This window comes from Pseudolactococcus hodotermopsidis (assembly GCF_011170085.1).
In the GTDB taxonomy this organism is placed as follows: Bacteria; Bacillota; Bacilli; order Lactobacillales; family Streptococcaceae; genus Pseudolactococcus; species Pseudolactococcus hodotermopsidis.
Window position 1 is genome coordinate 1 of the sequence record NZ_BLLI01000042.1, and the last position, 19,955, is coordinate 19,955.

Here is a 19,955-nt window from a genome sequence, read left to right on the forward strand (position 1 = left end):
ATAGCTACTTCCCTAACCTCTTCGCGACTTCGTCGCTCAATCGCTAAAGGAGTAGCCACTCCAACGGCTAAGCGCTCAATCGCCAAGCCACGTTGTAGATAGCTACTTCCCTAACCTCTTCGCGACTTCGTCGCTCAATCGCTAAAGGAGTAGCCACTCCAACGGCTAAGCGCTCAATCGCCAAGCCACGTTGTAGATAGCTACTTCCCTAACCTCTTCGCGACTCCGTCGCTCAATCGCTAAAGGAGTAGCCATGCTAGTCACGAAACGCGAACAGCAAATTATTAACGAAATCATCAAGTCTGAAAAGGTCAGCATTGCTGATCTTCTTGATGTTGTCGGCGTGAGTCGGCGCACACTTTATCGAGATTTGCAAAATTTACAAGATTTTTTGCCAAATTATGGTGCAAGTCTGATCAAAATTGATAATTTTTATAGTATCAAGGGCGATTTGTCGAATTTAATGGGCGCTCATGTCCTTGAAGAATTTGGGCAAACTGAGCGCCATTTTATGACGCTAGTTTTGCTGATTTTTGAGCAAGTTAAACTGACTGATTTCATGGCACGGTTTGGTATTAGTCAGCCAACGGCTACGAATGATTTGAGAATTATTGAGGAAAACCTTGAATTTACAGGCAATAGTCTTGCGCGTGAGGGAGGTTTGGAAGTGATTGCTAGTGAGTATAGCAAGCGGACGCTACTGGTTTCGTCGCTTTCTGCCAATCTCTCAACCAGCGAAATTTTTGCGCTTGATGATGAGATGATTTATAACGACAATAAAATTCTTCAGCTGTTCAATCGTGACAATATGACCAGCGTCAAAACGGCTTTTGAAAAGTCGGATTTGATGCACATCTCAGACCGCACACAAGGCGTTTTGCGTTTATTTTTCATGGTTGCTTTGGAGCGAATGGCACAAAATCAGCTGATTGAAAGCCATTATAACTTTCGACCATCGAAAAATGCCTTGGATTTTGTGACTAAAATTGTTCAAAATTTGGGCGGTAGTCGCGTGAATTTGCCCGAAATCATGTATCTTTCCAATATGGTTGATGTATTACATTTTGATAAGGGAGGGAATTTTCTGTTCAAAGAAAAATTTGACACGAGTTTTTCTTATAAGGTTCGCGAGCTGATTGAAACTGTTTCTGAGAAAAGTGGTTTGAATTTTGGGCGAGATGAGAAAATTTTTGCGCTTTTGAGTACGCATTTGCGTAGTAGTTTTACCTTGCCGCAGCTTTTTTCCGATGAGACAAATGACTTCATTTTGCAGATTGAAACGGAACATACCACACTTTTTGAAATTGTTAGCCAAGCGCTAAGGCAAATTTTTGACATCAAATTTTTTAAGCAAGAAATTGCGCTTATTGCCCTACATTTTGTGGCAACTTTGGAGCGTTCAAGTCGCGTTTTCCCGATGAATGCGCTTTTGATTACCAGTCGTGGTCGTGTTTCAATGGGGATTTTGACGCGCAATCTGCAAACGCAGTTTCCATTTATCACCAGTATTAAAATCATTCAAGTCAGTCAATTAAATGATGAGTTGCTTGAAAATTATGATATTATTTTCACAACGGAGAAAATTGTTGGCGATTTTATCAAAATTACGGCAAATCTCGCCTTGTCCAATCTTAATGAAATGACGCATCAAATTCGGCTGATTAGAAATTACCATAAACCTCGACATCAGATTGAAAATATGACTGAAAATCAGCTTGATTTTCAAGATTTCTTTGTCAAAAGTCAAGTCATTTTGCAAAATTTCAGCATTCATGAGCTTGCTAATTCGGCAAATTTTGATGAGATGATTTATGAGCTTGTTCGGCATGAAAATCTGATTGACTGGGATTTATTGGAACGTTTCAAAAGCACTTCTTTTGGTATTCCAAAGACGAATCTAGCCTTGATTCACGGCATTTCAGAGCGGGTTTTGCAACCCGAATTTAAAATTTTTGATTTGGCAAATGCTATCACGGTCAAGGGAATGGATAAAAAGGAGATGCAGTCAAATCGAATTTTATTTTTGACAGCACCGAAAACGGTTGATGAGGTGTCGAACTATATTTTGGGCAAAATTTCCAGCTCGATTATTGAAAACACGCTCTATACAACCATTTATAGTTCTGGTAATTTTCAAATTGTTTACGAATTACTCAGTAAAATTATCAGCGAAAGTTTTACAAAATATGATAAATAATACGGGTTCGCTTTAAAAATCATTCGAGCTAGTTTGTGACAAATCAGAGTGATTAACGAAAAGAAGTTGGGACAAACTAGCCGTTTAAAGTGAACCAATATAACATAAGCCTTGGCACAAAAATGTGTGTCAAGGCTTTTATTTACAGCTATTTAGAAAGCGATTACAATGAAAATATAAGAATAAATAAGAGGTGAAAAATGGAAATTCAAAAAAATTTGATTCAACTTGGACAATCATTTAAAACGAAAGAGGAGGCAATCACATTTTGTGGCGAACAGTTGGTTTCTGGGGGTTATGTGACGCCCGATTACGTGCCAGCTATGCTAGAGCGGAACAGCGAATTGTCCGTTTACATGGGGAATTTTATCGCCATTCCGCATGGGACGGATGCTGCTAAAAAAGAAGTACTCAAAACAGGGATTACCATTGTGCAAGTGCCTCGTGGCGTGAATTTTGGCGATGAAGAGGCGCCAAAAATTGCAACAGTTCTTTTTGGCATTGCGGGTGTGGGGAGTGAGCATCTTGATTTGATTCAGAAAATTTCGATTTTCTGTGCGGATGTTGACAATGTCGTCAAGCTTGCTGATGCGACAACAGCAGATGAAATCGCAGACTTGCTGAACTCAGTAGAAGTTTAAAGATTATGATACTGAAAGCGGTGCGCGTAGCGCAAACTTACGTAGAAAAATAGGAAATTGAGGCTTCTGCGCTGGCGAAGGTTCTGCAATTTATCTTTTTTCCTAGTAAGTTAGCTTGAAGTTCAACATAGAAATAAGATAGCAGAAGTGCTATTTTATTTGCCTAATAAAAGTGAAGACAATCACAAGAAAACAGATTCAAATTTGAAAGGAAACAGACATGAAAAAAGCAGTACATTTTGGCGCAGGTAATATCGGACGAGGATTTATCGGGGAAATTCTTCATAAGAATGGCTTTGAGATTATCTTTGTTGATGTCAATGAAACAGTGATTGAGGCTCTGAATGCGCGTGGTGCCTACGAAATTGAATTGGCAGAAGATGTTGCGACACGCATTTCGATTGACCATGTGTCAGGCATTAACAATGCTAAAAATCCTACGGCAGTTATTGAGGCAATTAAAACTGCAGATATTGTTACGACAGCGATTGGACCAAATATCTTGCCCTTTATCGCTGAACTCATTGCCAAAGGGATACAAGCGCGTCAAGTGGCTGACATCACTAAACCGCTTGATTTCATTGCCTGTGAGAACATGATTGGCGGGTCAGAATTTCTCAAAACCAAGGTTGCTCCTTGTCTGACTGACGAAAATCTGGCTTATGTTGACCGCTATATCGGCTTTCCCAATGCTGCAGTTGACCGTATCGTGCCTGGACAAATGCACAAAGGTCCGCTTTTCGTTGTGGTTGAGCCATTTAGCGAGTGGGTCGTGGATGAAAGTCAGCTCAAAAACGCTGCGATTCATCTTGATGGCGTGCATTATGCGCGCGACCTCGAGCCTTTCATCGAGCGCAAACTTTTCTCGGTCAACACGGGTCATGCCACTGTCGCCTACACCGGCTTTTACTACGGTTTTGCGACGATTGACACGGCTTTGGCTGATGGGCGCGTGATGACAGCGCTCATCAACACCCAAAAAGAGACGCGTGCCCTTTTACTCGCCAAATGGGACTTGTTTGACGCCGATGAACTCGTCACTTATCATGAGAAAATTCGCGACCGATTCGCCAATCCACACCTGTCAGACGAGATTAGCCGAGTTGCCCGCACACCAATCCGTAAACTCGGCTATGACGAACGTTTTATCCGCCCAATCCGCGAACTCAACGACCGCAATTTGTCCTATGACACACATCTTGCCACAACAGCGAAAATTTTCAAATACACAGATGCAACAGACCCGCAAGCAGTCGAACTCCAAAATCGTTTGGCGACTGAAAATGTGACAACGGTTATCGAATCCGTGACTGGCGTAACAGATAGTAAACTTGTTACGGCGATTAAAAAGGCTATTGACACATTGTCATAAATATCAAGAAAAATTTGCAGTCGTTTTTTGACTCCCCAAAAAATAGTTCAGATTAGAGTCATGAAACGACCGTGAGAAAAAATTTGGAAAATCCCGAACTTTTTTTGATATTGTGATATAATATACTTATATGAGCAAAATGCTCAAATTTAAAAACAAGAGGTATATCATGTCACGTAAACCCATTATTGCAGGTAACTGGAAAATGAACAAAACGGTTTCTGAAAGCGAGGCTTTCGTTGAAGCAGTTAAAAACAACATTCCGTCACGCGACCTTGTGGACACCGTTATCGCAGCGCCAGCCTTGCTTCTTGCGCCAATGAACACTTTGCGTCAAGGGACTGATTTGCAACTTTCAGCTGAAAATGCTTACTTTGAAAATGCGGGTGCTTTCACAGGCGAAACATCACCAGCAGCAGTTGCTGACCTAGGCATTGAATACATCGTTATTGGTCATTCTGAACGTCGTGAATATTTCCACGAAACAGATGAGGACATCAATAAAAAAGCTAAAGCTATTATTGCAAACGGTGTCACACCAATCATCTGTTGTGGCGAAACACTTGAAACTTATGAAGCGGGCAAAACAGCTGAATGGGTAGAAGGTCAAATCACAGCAGCCTTGAAAGAACTCACGCCTGAGCAAGTTTCTAACTTGGTTATTGCCTACGAACCAATCTGGGCAATCGGGACTGGTAAATCAGCAGATGCCAATACTGCCGATGAAACGTGTGGTGTCGTTCGCACAACTGTTGAAAAACTCTATGGTAAAGCTGTTTCTGAAGCAGTACGTATCCAATACGGTGGTTCGGTTAAACCAGAAAATATCGCAGAATACATGGCGAAAGAAAATGTTGATGGCGCTCTTGTTGGTGGCGCAGCGCTCGAAGTTGACAGTTTCCTTGCCTTGCTTGATTTTGTAAAATAAACTAAAAAAATCTTCTGTTCATGTGAATAGGAGATTTTTGATATAAAAAAACAAGCCCTTGGGCTTATTTTTCAATTATAATACTTAGGAAGGTTTTGATTGTCTTGTGTGACACTAGCAACAAGATATAGGAAAAGACAATCGCAAAAGGTACTGCAAGAAAATCAGGCATGACTGATGCGAACACGTCGCACGCCAAAACCAAGAAGATTGAAAATACGGCAATTTTTGAGAAAAAAGCGATTTCTGTGAATCTTTCAGCAATCATTTTATCGTCAACCGCTTTTTCCTCCGCAAGAAACTCACGTGTTGGAGCTTGCCAGTAGGTTAAATCTTCGTCATATTTAGGCGCTTCCATTTAGTCTAGTCTCCTTTTTCAGTACATACTAATGATACCACCGATTTGGGTGCTTGAATTTTACATTTCAGTTAAAATATGACATTTAAATGACAAAATAGAGATAATACTTAATATTTATTAGATAGTCAAATACATGATTTGTTGAAAATTTCGGTTAAAAATTAGTGAGTCATGGCAAAATTCTTGCTATAATAGTAACTATGAAGATTAATACTATCAAACTAACTGCCACGGCGGAAAGTGTCGAACAAGCGCGTGACTTGCTTAATGCAGGTGTGGACACGCTTTATATCGGCGAGGGTGAGTATGGTCTGCGCTTGCCGCATGACTTTACTTGGGACGAGATTCGTGAGATGACCGAACTTGCGCACGCAACAGGTGCGACGGTGACGGTTGCGGTCAATGCGCTGATGCACCCTGAAAAAATGGCGACAATCACAAAATATCTCGATTTTTTACAAGCAATCAAAGTCAATCACATCACAGTTGGCGATGCGGGTGTGATTTTCGTACTTGAACGTGATCATTATAAACTCCCCTATATCTATGATGCCTCGACAATGGTAACCAGTAGCCGTCAAATCAACTTCTGGGGACAACAAGGCGCAATTGGCGCTGTTTTGTCACGTGAATTACCCAAGGCAGAATTGACGAAAATGGCAGATAATCTTGTTATTTTCGGTGAGATTTTAGTTTACGGGGCAACAATTATCCACCAATCTTTGCGCCCTTTGTTAGAAAATTATTACAATTTTATCAAAACAGATGAGAAAAAATCTCGTGAGCGCAATCTTTTTTTGAGTGAGCCAAAAGATGACAAGACGCATTATTCGATTTACGAGGACAGTCATGGCACGCATATTTTTGCCAGTGATGATGTGAATATGATGACTGAACTGGCTGATTTGACTGATTTGGGCTACACGCACTGGAAACTTGACGGTATTTACACGTCTGGGGAAAATTTTGTCAAAATCGCAACCCTTTTCGTTCAAGCTAAAAAATTGCTGGAAAATGGCGAGTTTACCATTCATCACGCCCATATTTTTGACGAGGAAATTCGTCGGCTACATCCAACTGAGCGAACCTTGGGGTATGGCTTTTATGACCTTGAACCTGATGAAATCAATTGAAAAGTGTTATTTAATGACCTAGTTAAAAAGTTTTGAAGTGCGACGCATTTCTTTTCAAAATAACTTACAATCTTGAAAATTGGAGTATGATGTCTAAAAAATTAAAACGTCCTGAGGTGCTTGCGCCTGCGGGGACTTTAGAGAAGTTAAAAGTTGCCATTTCATATGGCGCAGATGCCGTTTATATCGGCGGGGATGCCTACGGTTTGCGCTCTCGGGCGGGAAATTTCAGCTTTGATGAGATGCGTGAGGGTGTGGCTTTTGCTAAATCACACGGCGCAAAAGTCTATGTTGCAGCTAACATGGTGACACACGAGGGTAATGAAATTGGTGCGGGTCAATGGTTTCGCACCTTACGAGATATTGGTATTTCAGCTGTTATCGTTAGCGATCCAGCGCTTATTGCGATTGCAGCTAGTGAGGCTAAAGGGTTGCCTATTCATCTGTCAACACAGGCGAGTGCGACTAACTACGAGACTTTGGCGTTTTGGCAAAAGCTCGGTCTTGAACGGGTGGTGCTGGCGCGTGAGGTCTCAATGGCTGAATTGGCTGAGATAAGAAAAAACACCGATGTCGAAATCGAGGCTTTCGTCCATGGTGCGATGTGCATTTCTTATAGTGGTCGCTGCGTGCTTTCAAACTATATGAGTAAGCGCGATGCCAATCGTGGCGGTTGTTCCCAGTCTTGTCGCTGGAAATATGACCTCTACGATATGCCTTTTGGCGCTGAGCGCCATAGCGTTGTGGGCGAGATTCCCGAGGCATTTTCGATGAGTGCTGTGGATATGAGCATGATTGCGCATGTGCCTGAGTTGATTGAAAATGGCGTTGATTCTTTTAAAATCGAGGGGCGTATGAAGTCGATTCACTATGTGTCGACCGTCTCAAATGTTTATAAAAAGGCGGTTGATGCTTACTTGGAAAGTAGAGAAACATTTGAGCAGATAAAGCCGGCCTTGGTTGACGAGCTTTGGAAAGTTGCCCAGCGTGAGCTTGCGACTGGTTTTTACTATGGTAAGCCGAGTGAAAATGAACAGCTTTTCGGCGCACGGCGTAAGATTCCGCAGTACAAATTTGTCGGCGAGGTGGTGTCATTTGACGAAAATACTATGACAGCAACTGTTCGGCAGCGCAACGTCATCACAACAGGCGATGAAATTGAATTTTACGGTCCGAATTTCCGACATGTTACCGCAACAGTCGAAAATCTACGCAATGAGGACGGCGAACGCATTGACCGTGCACCAAATCCCATGGAATTGCTGACCATGACTGTGCCTGAAAAAGTTGTGGTGGGGGATATGATTCGCAAAAATGGGTCAGGTTTGATTAATCTGTATGAGAAAGATGGTGTTGGAAAGACTGTGAGGGCTTGAAATGATTGAAAAAGCAATTAATCTTTTTGTCATAATAGATTTAGAAATCGAAAGAGAATGAGATAAATATGATAAATCGCAAACGATTACAAGGCAAAAAAATCGGCGTTTACTTCGGTACTTTTGCGCCCCTGCACACGGGTCATCAGCAGCAAATTTACAAAACAGCAGCGCTCAATGACGGTGTTTTGCTGATTGTTTCGGGTTATGATAATGATCGTGGGTCGCAAATCGGGCTGCATTTGAATAAGCGTTTTCGTTATCTGCGCGAGGCATTTAATGATGAACCAGAGATACAGGTCGCAAAACTTGATGAAAATGATATTCCCGAAATGCCAAACGGCTGGGATGAGTGGTCAAATCGCTTGTTTGAGCTGATTCGTGCGACGACTGTTGCGGAAAATCTCGAGATTACTTTTTACGTCGGCGAGGTGGCCTATGTGACGGAGTTGCGCCAGCGTTTTCCAAAAAATGACGGTAACACATACGCCGTTGAAATTGCAGACAGGCAAGATATTCAACTCTCAGCAACGATGATTCGGGAGCAGCCCCTAGTTTATTGGCAAGACATCAATCGCGTTTTTCGGCGCCATTTTTCAAAGGTTGTGACGGTTATGGGGTCGGCAGAAACAGGGAAATCAACTTTGGTTCGTAGACTTGCTCGCGCAATCAATGCGCCATTTTCTGAAGAATATGCACAATTTTATGAAAAAAAGTCAAATATTGATGTTGAAGAGTTGGGAGTGGCAGATTATGTGCATTTGATTAGAGGTCAGTATGATGCAAATTCGTGTGAAATCAATTCGCCCGCTAATCAAGGACTCGTTTTTCTGGACACGGATGTCCTTGTGACACGGGTTTACGCCAAACTTTATCTGAGTGAGAGGGAACAAGCGACGCTTGAACCGCTTTTTCAACAAACGATTTGTGATGAGCAGATGGATTTAATCTTGGTTGTAGCGCCCGTCACAAAGTCTGATGATAACGATTTTCATGAGTTACGTCAAGTTTTTCATGAGGAACTTATGCGCCAACTTGCCGAGTTTGGGCTTATGGATAAGGTTGTTTTGCTTGATGATACAGGCGATAAACGTGATAGTGGGGGTTATCTTAGTCGTTATCATCATGCGATTGATGCCGTTAAAGCCTATACAGGAATTGAAATAAAACGCTTAGAATATTGACATTCTAAGCGTTTTTTTGATCACTCTCATTTTCAAGTAAGGCATTTTTGACCGTTTCAGGCACAAAAGTTACTTTTTTAATCTTGCTTAGCAAGATGATACGAATTTGATTAGATTTGAGGTCTTTGACAACGACTTGTCGTTCAGTAATACTGGAAATGATGCCAGTAAAACTAGACGTTTCGCCATTTTTTTCTTTAAAATGAAGAAAAATAGCGTGATTGAAAGAATGTGCCAGTTCCAAATTTGCTAACATTTCGAGATTGATTTCATCAGAATCTTGCTTATTTTTGCTAACATCTCCAGAAAGGAAGTGCATGATTTTTTGAAATAATTTTTTCATACAAAAATTATATCATATTTTGAGCTAATTTGCCTTAAATTTCGTATAATATAGATAGAGAGGTAAAAAAATGAGCGAATTTAAATTTAAAATCGAAGAACATTTAATTGTCTTGTCAGAAAATGACAAGGGTTGGAAAAAAGAATTAACACGTGTGTCTTGGAATGATTCACCTGCTAAGTTTGATATTCGTCAATGGTCGCCTGATTACAGTAAAATGGGCAAAGGCATTACATTAACCAATGATGAATTTCAAAAGTTAGTAGATGAACTCCAAAAATAAAAATGTCGTCAGTTTTTGACGGCATTTTTAGGCTGTAAAAATCACGACAGTCATGGCGAGATAAAGGATGAGCGTGATGAAAAAAGTTGTCCGCCAGAAAAGTTTGATGAATTTTTGAGCATAAAATTCACGATAATAAAGTAAGTCAAGTAAGAGCAAAATCAGTGCCATTGCCGAAATTAAGAGCAAAAAATACGGTAAAATGCTGATATGGGTAACCAGTCGTGAAAATTTATGGAGACCGAAAATCAAGAAAAAAGTCACGATGTCGGGGACGTTAATCGGGAGATGTTTTCTGATATGGAAAAAGTTGAAGATGAAAGCGACACCGATGAAAATGATGAGAGGATAGAGCGCAATTAAAATGTTAGTTAGCATATCTCTATTTTAGCTTGTTTGGCACAAAAATACAAATTAAGATGTTGTTTTCTTGGTCGTTGCAAAATACGGCATTGTTTTCAGCGCCCGTCTACAAGCGTAGCCGACCATTGCAGCGAGTATCGCCTTGACGATGCCTGGGATAATGAAAGGCAGAAAACCAATCTTGAATGCTGCGTGAAGTAAGAGCTTGCCGACAAATACGAGTTGCACCGTACCAATCATTAGGCAGCAAAATGTGCCGATGATATTGATAAAAATCAGCCAAAACAAGCGTTTTTGTCCAGATTTAATCAGCGTGTCAAATCGAGTTAAGTGAGCAATCAGAGCGGCTTGTATGAGAAAACCAACCAAAAAGCCACCAGTCGGACCAAATAAAACACCAAAACCAGCTGCACCGCCTGCAAAAACAGGCAAGCCAACCGCACCCAAAATCAGATAAAGTAAAACGGCTAAAACGCTATCTAAGGGTTTTAGAATCGTCGCAATAATGCCAACGGCAAGGGTTTGCAAGGTCAATGGGACAAGTGGTAGCGGAATTGTAAACTGACTAGCGACAGCAAGAAAAGCGGCAGAAATCGCAATAATGGCAAGGCGTTGAATTTTGTTGTTGGTCATGGTTGTTTTCCTTTGTTTGAATTTCAAGCTAAGTTTCTGGAAGATAGCCGATTTGTCCGCATGACTTAGGCTTGTTTACGGTAAAATTTGAAAGTTTGCGTTTGTGGTTATTTGGCGCACCGCCACGGAAATTTCATGGTTTTTGAGATAATTGTAAACTAATATCGTAAATTAAGTTTACAATACTTTGGGTAATTTTGCAAGAAGAAAAACGACCCGAAAGTCGTTTACTCTGAAATATCGGCAAATGTTGCGCCAACAAAATCAGCTAAAATTTGCGGTTTAATCTGAATACTGCGGCCAATTTCCCCTGCGGAGACAATCATAAAGTCCTTGTTTAGCGCAATTTTGTCAATAAAAATCGGAAAATCATGTTTTTGTCGAATGCCGACAGGATTATTGGCACCATGGACGTAGCCAGTCGTTTTCTGCAAATCTTTGAGTGGTATCATGGTCACTTTTTTATTGCCAGAAACCTTGGCGAGCTTTTTTTCTGACAAATGGTGTGTCAAGGGGACAATACCAATCACAGGACCAGAATTACCAGTTAAAGCAAGGGTTTTATAAATATCTGATTGGTCAACACCATTAGGCAGCGCGTCTTTTAAAGCATTCAGCGCTAAAGCGTCGTGCGCAATGCCTGCCTTATCCAAAATCTGATCGACCAGCGTTTTCTTTAACTTGCCTTTTTTCACTTGTATTTCTCCTCAAGTCTGCTCATCCATAGCCCAAGCAACAGCCCAAGACCTGTGAAAATGACTGCAAGCACAAGGGTTAGAACGCTCGTTCCCGCATAACTGATACTTTCAGCAGCCTCGCCATTTGGCACGAGAATGAGAATCGTAGAGGCGCAAACAATGCCCAAAATGAAATGAAAAACGCGGGAATGATGATTTTCAAGTAAGTACGCCATGCCTTTGGCAAAAAGGAGCATGGCAAGCACGCCACCAATGGCAATTGGGAGGAAAACATTAACAAGATCAAAATTTTTGAACCCAGCCAACATTGGCGAGTAAAGCCCAAGAATCAAGAGCAGATTTGACGGCGAGAGTCCAGGCACAAGCACACCCAAGGCAATCAAAGCACCTGCCAAGATGAAAGTTGCAAAATTCGCAGGTAAAGTCCCGAAAATATAAGGCATGGTATACAAAATAATCAAACTCACGACAAAAGTCCCGCAAAGCCAAACAATATCTAGCTTATCACGTTTTGTCTGCGCCTCAGATTCTGCCCAAAGTGCAGGCAAAGTCCCGATAATTGCGCCCGCAAAGCCCCAAAGGACAATCACTTGATAGTGTTCAAGCAAAAATTCCAACGGTCGAGACAAGAGACCAATCCCTAAAATTCCGCCAATCCCGACAGGCAAGAAATAGAGGAAATTTTCCTTGAAATCTTTGCGAATGTGTGCCAAAAACGCCAGCATTCGCTCGTAAATGCCGAGAATTGCAGCGAGAACGCCACCCGAAACGCCGGGCAAAATGAAACCAAGCGCAATGACAACGCCCTTGATAAGTCTGATAAACCATGACATATGTTAAAAACCACCTTTTTTAATTTGTTGTGTCTAACCCATTATATCAAAAAAATATAAAATAAAGCATTTTTGATAAATGAAATCAATTGAATTTATTGCTAAATTAGGTTATCATAAAAGTAGTAAAAAAAAGGAGAAGATGATGAAAATCGGTATTATTGGTATGGGGCATGTTGGCTCAACTTTAGCTTACACGTTGTGTCTACAAGGAATGGCAGACGAATTAGTTTTGATTGACGCTGATACGGAAAAAGTGCAAGCAGAATTTTTGGAGCTGTCAGATACCTTGCAAAACTTGCCAAATCAAGTGATTTTGACGAAAAATGATTATGCAGCACTTGAGGATGCCGCAATCGTCATTTTTTGTGCGGGCGATATTACCGTTTTAGAAAATGCAACAGATCGACTGGCAGAGCTACATGTGACCTCGAAAATTGTCGAAAATGTTGCACCAAAACTTGTCAAATCAGGTTTTTCAGGAGTGATTATCTCAGTTACCAATCCTTGTGATGTGATTGCCTTGTACCTTGCGAATTTGACAGGGTTTGACAAGAAAAAGATTATTGGCAGTGGGACGTTGATTGATACAAATCGCTTGAAAAATCAGGCTGAGCGTGAGAATGTTATGGTTATTGGCGAGCATGGCGAAAGTCAGGTGGCGCTTGGTGTGTCTGATGAGATTGCGCAAGTTGCAGCAGGAATAGGTTGGGAGATTTACTCGGTTAAGAAACATACGGCGTTTGGTATTTCGTCGAGTGTGGCGCAGATTATTCGTGTTTTACAGAGCGATTCTCGCGAGCTTTTGCCTGTGTCGGCTTATGATGAGATCGTCGCGTGCTATTATGCTTTACCAACAGAGCTTTCACTAGAAAATGGTGTTGAGCGTCGTGTGCTTCCGTTGCTTTCAGATGATGAGGGAAAACGTTTGCGCACTAGTATTATCACGATTAAGAAAAATTATCAAGCTATTTGATATAAAAAATTTTGAAGTCTGTCATAGTTTTTTGGTAAGACCAAGTTTGTGATTTTGGTGTTATACTTGGAAAGTACCATTTATTAGAGAATTATGGAGGATTTATTTATGAAAAAATTATCAAAAATTTTGACGGCGCTTGTGGCTATCTTTGCGATTGTTGCGCTTACGGCTTGTGGCGCGAAAAAAGAGGATGCTAAAGACGGGACAAAAACTTACGTTGTTGGTGTGGCGAGTGACCAACAAAAAGAAGTTTGGGAAAAAGTTGGCGAGTCGTTGAAAGCTGACAATATCAAAATCAAAGTGAAATTATTTAGCGGTTATACCGAGGAAAATCCTGCGCTTGCAGACGGTTCTCTTGATTTGAATAGTTTCCAACATGTGGCTTATCTCGAAAATTATAACAAAGAGAATAACAAAGATTTGACTTATATTGGTTTTACCTTGATTTCGCCTTTTGGTCTTTATTCTGATAAGATTAAAGAGCCAAAAGAGCTGAAAAACGGTGATACTGTTGCGATTCCAAATGATGTGACAAATGGTGGACGTGCGCTTCAAGCGCTTGCAGCACTTGACATCATTACGCTCAAAAAAGATGCGCCAGATTCGCCAACGGTTAAGGATATTGACAAGAAAAATGTTGATATTAAAATCGAAGAAATTCAAGCTGACCAACTTGTCAGTGTTTTGCCAGATGTGACGGCAGCCTTTATCAACACGAATTATGTGACTGATCAGATGCACACAACGCCGAAAGAATCAGCGATTTACATTGATACTGACCATCTTGACAAAGTGAGCGATCTTTATAAAAATGTTATTGCTGTTCGCAAAGAAGACAAGAATAAAGCTGATTTCAAAAAAATTCTCAAGGCTTATCAAACGCCTGAGATTGCTAAAATGATTGAGGCGACAAATGACTATCCTGCATGGGATGATGCAAAATAATTTTTGCAAAAAAGACTTGACTTCAGGTCTTTTTTCATATATGAGAAAATGGTAAAATGGAAATATGATAAATTTAAATGAAATTAGTGTCAAATTTACGCTAAAGAATCGCCAAGTGGTGGCGGTGGATAATGTGTCGTTACATGTTGGAAAAGGCGATATATATGGAATTGTTGGCTATTCGGGTGCGGGGAAATCAACCCTTGTGCGCGTGATTAACCTTTTGCAACATCCGACGACTGGCTCTGTTATTGTTGACGGCAAGGAGTTGGTCAAGTTGTCAAATCGTGATTTGCGCATGGAACGCAAGAAAATTGGCATGATCTTTCAACATTTCAATCTCATGGCTTCACGGACGATTGCTGATAATGTAGCTTTTCCGTTGAAAGGTTCAGGTTTGAGTAAGCAAGAAATTGAAGTGAAAGTTGATAATCTTCTCAAATTAGTTGGTATTTTGGAGAAAAAAGATAATTATCCTAGTCAGCTTTCAGGCGGGCAAAAGCAACGTGTTGCTATTGCGCGAGCGCTTGCCAATGACCCGAAAATCTTGCTTTGTGATGAGGCAACAAGTGCGCTTGACCCGAAAACAACCTTGTCAATTTTGGAATTGCTCAAAGAAGTCAACGAAAAGCTTGGTATTACAATCGTTATCATCACGCATGAAATGCAAGTTGTCAAGGAAATCTGTAATAAAGTTGCGGTTATGGAAAATGGTCGTGTCATTGAACATGGCAATGTGATTCGCATTTTTGATCAACCAAAAGCGCCATTGACCAAAGATTTTATCAGAACGGCGACCCATGTTGAGCAAGCTGAAAAGAAATTACTGGCTCATACTGTTCAAACTGTTTATGAACTCAAATTTTCAAATGCGCAAGCATCAGTTATCATCGAACTTTACAAACGTTTTGGTGTGACCGCAAACATTCTTTATGGTAATATTGAGTTTTTACAAGATGTACCGATTGGCACTTTACTTGTGACGTTTGAGGGCGATTTTACTTTGTCAGAAATCATGGCTTATCTGACATCGCAAGATGTACGTATCGCTGAAGTTAAACGCACAGCACAGACGGAGGTGTCAGCATGATAGACAAATTTTTCCCAAATGCGATTGACTTATGGCCAGATTTTTGGCAAGCGACCCTTGAAACCTTACAAATGACTTTTGTTACAGGTGTTATTGCTGGTGTTTTGGGTATGATTTTGGGTGTGATTTTGCTGATTACAGACGTTGAAGGTTTGACGCCCAACCGTATTATTTATAGCATTTTGGACAAAATCGTGAATATCGGGCGTTCGATTCCTTTTATTATCTTGCTTGCAGTTATCATGCCAGTAACTCGCGCTATTGTTGGAACTTCTGTTGGAACAGCTGCTGTGACCGTACCTTTGGTTTTGGGGACGATTCCCTTTTTTGCGCGTCAGATTCAAAACGCACTCCTTGAGGTTGATTCTGGTGTCATCGAGGCGGCGCGCGCCATGGGTGTCGGCAATCTCGGCATTATCTACCGCGTTTACCTCAAAGAAGGGCTGGTGTCGATTATTCGTGCCTCTAGCTTTACGATAATCAATCTGATTGGCTTAACAGCAATGGCTGGAACTGTTGGGGGCGGAGGCCTAGGCGCTATGGCTTTGCAACAAGGTTACCAACGCGGCCGTGGCGATGTGACTTTTTTATCGCTCATTTTTGTCCTTGTCATTGTTTTTGTCACACAAATTCTAGGCAATCTTGGTGTCAAGGTAGCTTCCAAAGGTCGAAAATTATAATTTTTCAAATTTCTTGTGAAAATCTCAATTTTGTATTACAATGGAGATAGACTTGATTAACTGAAAGAGGATAACGTAACTTTTGAGCTAGAAGCGAAATGGCGAATTTAGCTAGAAGTGTTATTCTTTTTTGGTTAATTATATGATATGAACAAAGATAAAAAGTAGGCAGACAATGGAAAATAATATCAAAAAATTACGCAAGGCGATGAAATTTTCTCAGGAAGATTTGGCACGCTTGACCCATTCGACTCGTCAGTCAATCAATGCAGTGGAAAATAACAAATATGATCCGTCGCTTGATTTGGCATTTAAAATTGCCAAAGCTCTAAATGTTGAGGTTGATGACATTTTCATCAAAAAAACGAAAACGGACGAGGAAAACTATGTGCTTTGGTGTGAAAAATATAGTTGTGAATTGTGGAAAACGGCTAAGGAGAAAGGTCCTAGCGTTTGAGGGCAACTTCCGATATTTGCGAGTATGTGGAAAAATTTCCTGCAGCAACACTTTATTTTAAAGCCGATTGGGCGGTAACTCAGCTTTTACTTGATGGTAAGATGTTTGGTATGATTGGCGAAGATAATCGCGGGACAAAACTTTTGACTATTAAGCTCAAACCTGAAAATGGCGAACTTTTGCGTGAACAATATTCGGATATTGTGTCGGGCTATTATATGAATAAAACGCACTGGAACTCAATTGATTTGAGTGGTTGTGTCCCAGATGACGTGATAAAAGCCATGATAAAAGAATCTTATCAGCTAATTTTGGCTAGCTTGACTAAGAAAAGACAGAAAGAAATATCGGACAATCAAGTCTAAAAAATCAGATTTTCTCATTTTTTCAGCTCGAAAAGTTTGCTGAAATAGGATTGGAGATGCCAGACACTTTTTACTGGAGTAAGCTAAAATGAACATTAAGCAACTAAGATATATTGTCGCAATCGCAAATACTGGCACATTTCGGGAGGCGAGTGAACAGCTCTATGTCAGTCAGCCGTCAATGTCAATTGCGGTCAAAGATTTGGAAACTGAACTCGGGTTTAAGATTTTTGATCGTCTTAATACAGGGGTCAATTTGACGATTGCGGGCGAGCGTTTTTATGAGCAAGCCCAAAGCGTTCTGCGCAATTTTGACACGTTTGAGGCTAAATATATGTCGCCTGCGACCACGCAACGTAGTTTTTCAGTTGCTAGTCAGCATTATGATTTTCTTGCGCCTGTTGCTGTGGAATTTTCTGAGAAAAATCCCGATATTAAAAATATCAGACTTTTTGAATCAACGACTTATAATATTTTGACTGAAGTTTCTGATGGTGTGTCGGATGTTGGTATTGCTTATCTCAACAACCATAACCGCCTTGGTATTACACGGATGTTGGATAAACTTGACCTTGATTTTGATGAACTTTTGACTTTCAAAACGCATATTTATTTGCGCCAAGATCATCCTTTGGCGACTAAAGAGTTTGTGACCAACGAGGACTTACGCCATTTGAGCCGAACGCGTTTCACACAAGAAAATGAACAATTTCTCTATTATTCAGAAGATTTGGTGGAAACATTTGAAAATACACGGATATATAATGTGACAGACCGTGCCTCCTTAAATGGTATTCTCGAGAGAACGGATGCCTATGCGACTGGCTCTGGTTTTATTGATAAGGAAAGTGTGCATAATATTACCGTTGTGCCACTCGAAGACGGCAATATCAATTCACTGATATTTATCAAGAAAAAAGGACAAGCCTTATCTGAAATTGCGAAATCTTATAAGCGCAGTCTTGAAAATTACTTCGAGCAAAATAAGTTTTAAAAGATAGTGGCAAATTTCACGAATTTATAGTAAAATGAAGTGGTAAATAATTTTTAGAGGAGAACTAAAAACAATGGTAAAATTAGTATTCGCACGCCATGGCTTGTCTGAATGGAACGAAAAAAACCTTTTCACTGGTTGGGCTGACGTTGACTTGGCTGAACAAGGTGTTGCTGAGGCAAAAAAAGCTGGCGAATTGATTAAAGCTGCTGGTATTGAGTTTGATATTGCCTATACATCAGTACTCAAGCGCGCAATCAAAACGACTAACTATGTGCTTGAATATTCTGATCAACTTTGGGTACCAGTTGAAAAATCTTGGCGCTTGAACGAACGTCATTATGGTGCTTTGACGGGTCTTAACAAGGCTGATGCGGCGGTGCAATATGGTGACGAGCAAGTTTTGATTTGGCGTCGTTCTTACAATATCAGCCCTGATGCGATGGATCATGATGCTAAATATTCTGCTCATGGCGATCGTCGTTACGCACATCTTGAAGATTCAATCGTGCCAGATGCGGAAAATCTTGAATTGACCCTTGAGCGTGCCTTGCCTTTTTGGGAAGATCAAATTGCACCAGCGCTTAAAGACGGTAAAAACGTTTTTGTCGGTGCGCATGGCAACTCAATCCGCGCACTTGTGAAGCACATCAATAAAATGTCAGCGGATGAAATCTTGAAATTTGAAATTCCAAATTTCCCACCATTGGTGTTTGAATTTGACGAAAATCTGAACAAAACAGCGCAATATTATTTGGAAGATAAATAAGAAACTGTAAGATGAATGAAAACTGTCAGAGTTGGCAGTTTTTTTGTCAAAAAAGTCAGAAAAATCTTTTTATCTATCACTATTTATGTTATAATAATGTTGCTTTAATAAAATAAAGTAGATAAGCGATATAAAAGTGAGATAGAAAATTGACAGAAAAAACAAAGTCTAGTAGAAAAAATGAGCCTCCTTTGAAAAGTAAAAAAATCAGTACAATTATTTTGATTACTGGACTGTTTGTGATGTTATCAACGATTATTTTTATGATTGTTGGACAGCCTAAAAATATGCAAGAGCCTGTTAGAAAAGCTGTTGTGAGTGTCAGTCGGATTGTTTCATCAGAAAGCTCAACGCCTTCTGAATCTTCAACTTCTTCCCAATTAGTAGAGCAGATTCCCATGAGTGAAGAGCTGATTGATCATGATGAAAATTTGGATCACATTGGCAAAATTTTGGTTGAAAAAGTTGGTTTGTCTTTGCCGATTGTTAAAGGTCGTGGCATTGAGGATGGGACTGGTTTTGATAAGGCGATTTATGCTTGTACCAACAAAACAACGCAAGTTTTGGGAGAAAATAATTATGTTTTGTCGGCGCACAGTAATTATGACTCAGCGACTGACTATTTTAGTCCGCTTTTGCTGTATGAAAATGGTGATTTTGATTTGACACAGCCGATTGATTTAGCGTATTTAAAGTTAAAAATTGGTGATGAGATTAAAGTTGAACAGTATGCGGATAAGATGACTTATACTTTTAAAATTTCTGAACTGCTTATTGATGATGGGGAGGGTAATTTTCTCGAAACTTATAATGCCATGTCTGATATTGGAAAACCACAAGTTACTTTATATACTTGTTCAGATGTTGTTGGTAACAATCGCTTGGTCATTCAAGCTGATTTTGTTGGAAAAGAGAAATCTTAGGATAGCCTGTTTTTGGTTTAGCTGCCATGTGATTCTAAATTTTATGGTTTAAAAAATTTATACTAAAATTGCTAAAAATATTCTACTGTCAAGCGAAATTGAAAATGTCCCCAAAAAAGTCTAAACATGAGTTACGTTTTGCTAAAGCAAAATTTGCTTTTAGATTCCATTTTTGATATTATTTAGTTATGATTTAGGCTGAATTTTCAGCTTGATATTCCAGAAGCGTCTTACCGATTCTTCTGAGATATTTTTCGAAAGATGCAAGTTTCCACGGGTGGGACTGTTGGGGAATATACTTGCGTTTTTCTTTTTTGCCTTCTTTGGGTTGATCAAATTCTTTTGAGTAAATTTCATGTGTTAGTAACTTTCTTGAGCTATAAATTTTGTCCTCGATATTGATATAAA

At 40.2% G+C, this 19,955-nt stretch carries 23 protein-coding genes and 1 pseudogene; 17 read left to right on the plus strand and 7 right to left on the minus strand.

What is annotated here, in order from left to right; genetic code table 11:
- Positions 1-253 precede the first annotated feature (253 nt).
- The 4 genes from Hs30E_RS07210 (at position 254) to tpiA (ending at position 5,138) form a co-directional block, all read left to right on the plus strand.
- Positions 254-2,197: a BglG family transcription antiterminator gene (locus Hs30E_RS07210; RefSeq protein ID WP_172209200.1), complete on the plus strand. Its 1,944-nt coding sequence runs from the start codon at positions 254-256 to the stop codon at positions 2,195-2,197.
- 200 nt (positions 2,198-2,397) lie between these two features.
- Entirely contained in the window at positions 2,398-2,838 is a 441-nt protein-coding gene (locus Hs30E_RS07215; protein WP_172209202.1) for a PTS mannitol transporter subunit IIA, read from the plus strand.
- Positions 2,839-3,058: 220 nt separating this feature from the next.
- The gene (locus tag Hs30E_RS07220; RefSeq protein ID WP_172209203.1) at positions 3,059-4,210 is read left to right on the plus strand and encodes a mannitol-1-phosphate 5-dehydrogenase; all 1,152 of its coding nucleotides are present in this window, start codon (positions 3,059-3,061) and stop codon (positions 4,208-4,210) included.
- Between the two features lie 169 nt (positions 4,211-4,379).
- Entirely contained in the window at positions 4,380-5,138 is a 759-nt protein-coding gene (tpiA, locus tag Hs30E_RS07225) for a triose-phosphate isomerase (protein ID WP_172209205.1), read from the plus strand.
- 64 nt (positions 5,139-5,202) lie between these two features.
- Here the strand turns inward: tpiA and Hs30E_RS07230 are convergent, their stop codons facing one another.
- Positions 5,203-5,496 carry a DUF3270 family protein gene (locus tag Hs30E_RS07230; RefSeq protein WP_172209207.1) on the minus strand — a complete coding sequence of 98 codons (294 nt, stop codon included), beginning with the start codon at positions 5,494-5,496 and terminating at the stop codon, positions 5,203-5,205.
- Between the two features lie 209 nt (positions 5,497-5,705).
- Between Hs30E_RS07230 and Hs30E_RS07235 the strand changes: the two genes are divergently transcribed.
- The 3 genes from Hs30E_RS07235 to Hs30E_RS07245 all read left to right on the plus strand — a co-directional run bounded on the left by Hs30E_RS07235 (position 5,706) and on the right by Hs30E_RS07245 (position 9,192).
- Positions 5,706-6,632 carry a peptidase U32 family protein gene (locus Hs30E_RS07235; protein ID WP_308780837.1) on the plus strand — a complete coding sequence of 309 codons (927 nt, stop codon included), beginning with the start codon at positions 5,706-5,708 and terminating at the stop codon, positions 6,630-6,632.
- A gap of 89 nt (positions 6,633-6,721) precedes the next feature.
- A complete protein-coding gene (locus Hs30E_RS07240) occupies positions 6,722-8,008 on the plus strand; it encodes a peptidase U32 family protein (RefSeq protein WP_172209211.1) in 1,287 nt (428 codons plus the stop codon).
- 68 nt (positions 8,009-8,076) lie between these two features.
- The gene (locus Hs30E_RS07245; protein WP_172209213.1) at positions 8,077-9,192 is read left to right on the plus strand and encodes a nicotinamide-nucleotide adenylyltransferase; all 1,116 of its coding nucleotides are present in this window, start codon (positions 8,077-8,079) and stop codon (positions 9,190-9,192) included.
- Between the two features lie 4 nt (positions 9,193-9,196).
- Here the strand turns inward: Hs30E_RS07245 and Hs30E_RS07250 are convergent, their stop codons facing one another.
- Positions 9,197-9,535, minus strand: coding sequence for a hypothetical protein (locus Hs30E_RS07250; protein ID WP_172209215.1), 339 nt, complete (start codon positions 9,533-9,535; stop codon positions 9,197-9,199).
- A gap of 70 nt (positions 9,536-9,605) precedes the next feature.
- Here Hs30E_RS07250 and Hs30E_RS07255 point away from each other — a divergent pair, with 70 nt between their 5' ends.
- A complete protein-coding gene (locus tag Hs30E_RS07255) occupies positions 9,606-9,818 on the plus strand; it encodes a YdbC family protein (protein WP_172209217.1) in 213 nt (70 codons plus the stop codon).
- A gap of 27 nt (positions 9,819-9,845) precedes the next feature.
- On the opposite strand, the gene Hs30E_RS07260 is transcribed toward Hs30E_RS07255, so the two are convergent.
- From Hs30E_RS07260 to Hs30E_RS07275, 4 genes are all read right to left on the minus strand, one after another.
- The gene (locus Hs30E_RS07260; protein ID WP_172209219.1) at positions 9,846-10,196 is read right to left on the minus strand and encodes a DUF3397 domain-containing protein; all 351 of its coding nucleotides are present in this window, start codon (positions 10,194-10,196) and stop codon (positions 9,846-9,848) included.
- A 36-nt stretch (positions 10,197-10,232) separates the two neighbouring features.
- On the minus strand, positions 10,233-10,814 hold the full coding sequence (locus tag Hs30E_RS07265; protein WP_172209221.1) for a biotin transporter BioY: 582 nt from the start codon (positions 10,812-10,814) through the stop codon (positions 10,233-10,235).
- A 227-nt stretch (positions 10,815-11,041) separates the two neighbouring features.
- Positions 11,042-11,509: an aminoacyl-tRNA deacylase gene (locus Hs30E_RS07270; protein WP_172209223.1), complete on the minus strand. Its 468-nt coding sequence runs from the start codon at positions 11,507-11,509 to the stop codon at positions 11,042-11,044.
- Positions 11,506-12,345, minus strand: coding sequence for a DUF368 domain-containing protein (locus Hs30E_RS07275; RefSeq protein WP_172209225.1), 840 nt, complete (start codon positions 12,343-12,345; stop codon positions 11,506-11,508). Before Hs30E_RS07275 ends, Hs30E_RS07270 begins: the two co-directional genes overlap by 4 nt.
- Before the next feature lie 145 nt (positions 12,346-12,490).
- On the opposite strand from Hs30E_RS07275, the gene Hs30E_RS07280 reads away from it, so the two are divergent.
- From Hs30E_RS07280 to Hs30E_RS07320, 9 genes are all read left to right on the plus strand, one after another.
- Positions 12,491-13,321 carry a lactate/malate family dehydrogenase gene (locus tag Hs30E_RS07280; protein ID WP_172209227.1) on the plus strand — a complete coding sequence of 277 codons (831 nt, stop codon included), beginning with the start codon at positions 12,491-12,493 and terminating at the stop codon, positions 13,319-13,321.
- A gap of 108 nt (positions 13,322-13,429) precedes the next feature.
- Positions 13,430-14,269, plus strand: coding sequence for a MetQ/NlpA family ABC transporter substrate-binding protein (locus Hs30E_RS07285; RefSeq protein ID WP_172209229.1), 840 nt, complete (start codon positions 13,430-13,432; stop codon positions 14,267-14,269).
- Between the two features lie 64 nt (positions 14,270-14,333).
- Positions 14,334-15,359, plus strand: a complete 1,026-nt coding sequence (locus Hs30E_RS07290) for a methionine ABC transporter ATP-binding protein (RefSeq protein ID WP_172209231.1) — start codon at positions 14,334-14,336, stop codon at positions 15,357-15,359.
- Positions 15,356-16,039, plus strand: a complete 684-nt coding sequence (locus Hs30E_RS07295) for a methionine ABC transporter permease (RefSeq protein WP_172209234.1) — start codon at positions 15,356-15,358, stop codon at positions 16,037-16,039. Before Hs30E_RS07290 ends, Hs30E_RS07295 begins: the two co-directional genes overlap by 4 nt.
- 175 nt (positions 16,040-16,214) lie before the next feature.
- Positions 16,215-16,496 (plus strand): helix-turn-helix transcriptional regulator, encoded by a 282-nt coding sequence (locus tag Hs30E_RS07300; protein WP_172209236.1) that lies wholly within the window; start codon positions 16,215-16,217, stop codon positions 16,494-16,496.
- Entirely contained in the window at positions 16,493-16,861 is a 369-nt protein-coding gene (locus Hs30E_RS07305; protein ID WP_228462017.1) for an MmcQ/YjbR family DNA-binding protein, read from the plus strand. The genes Hs30E_RS07300 and Hs30E_RS07305 overlap by 4 nt, the downstream gene beginning before the upstream one ends.
- Before the next feature lie 88 nt (positions 16,862-16,949).
- Positions 16,950-17,855 (plus strand): LysR family transcriptional regulator, encoded by a 906-nt coding sequence (locus tag Hs30E_RS07310; RefSeq protein ID WP_172209238.1) that lies wholly within the window; start codon positions 16,950-16,952, stop codon positions 17,853-17,855.
- Positions 17,856-17,928: 73 nt separating this feature from the next.
- The gene (locus tag Hs30E_RS07315; RefSeq protein ID WP_172209240.1) at positions 17,929-18,624 is read left to right on the plus strand and encodes a phosphoglycerate mutase; all 696 of its coding nucleotides are present in this window, start codon (positions 17,929-17,931) and stop codon (positions 18,622-18,624) included.
- A gap of 191 nt (positions 18,625-18,815) precedes the next feature.
- Positions 18,816-19,547 (plus strand): sortase domain-containing protein, encoded by a 732-nt coding sequence (locus tag Hs30E_RS07320; protein WP_172209242.1) that lies wholly within the window; start codon positions 18,816-18,818, stop codon positions 19,545-19,547.
- Between the two features lie 193 nt (positions 19,548-19,740).
- On the opposite strand, the pseudogene Hs30E_RS07325 reads toward Hs30E_RS07320, so the two are convergent.
- Positions 19,741-19,955, minus strand: a pseudogene (locus Hs30E_RS07325) (ISNCY family transposase); the annotation flags it as partial.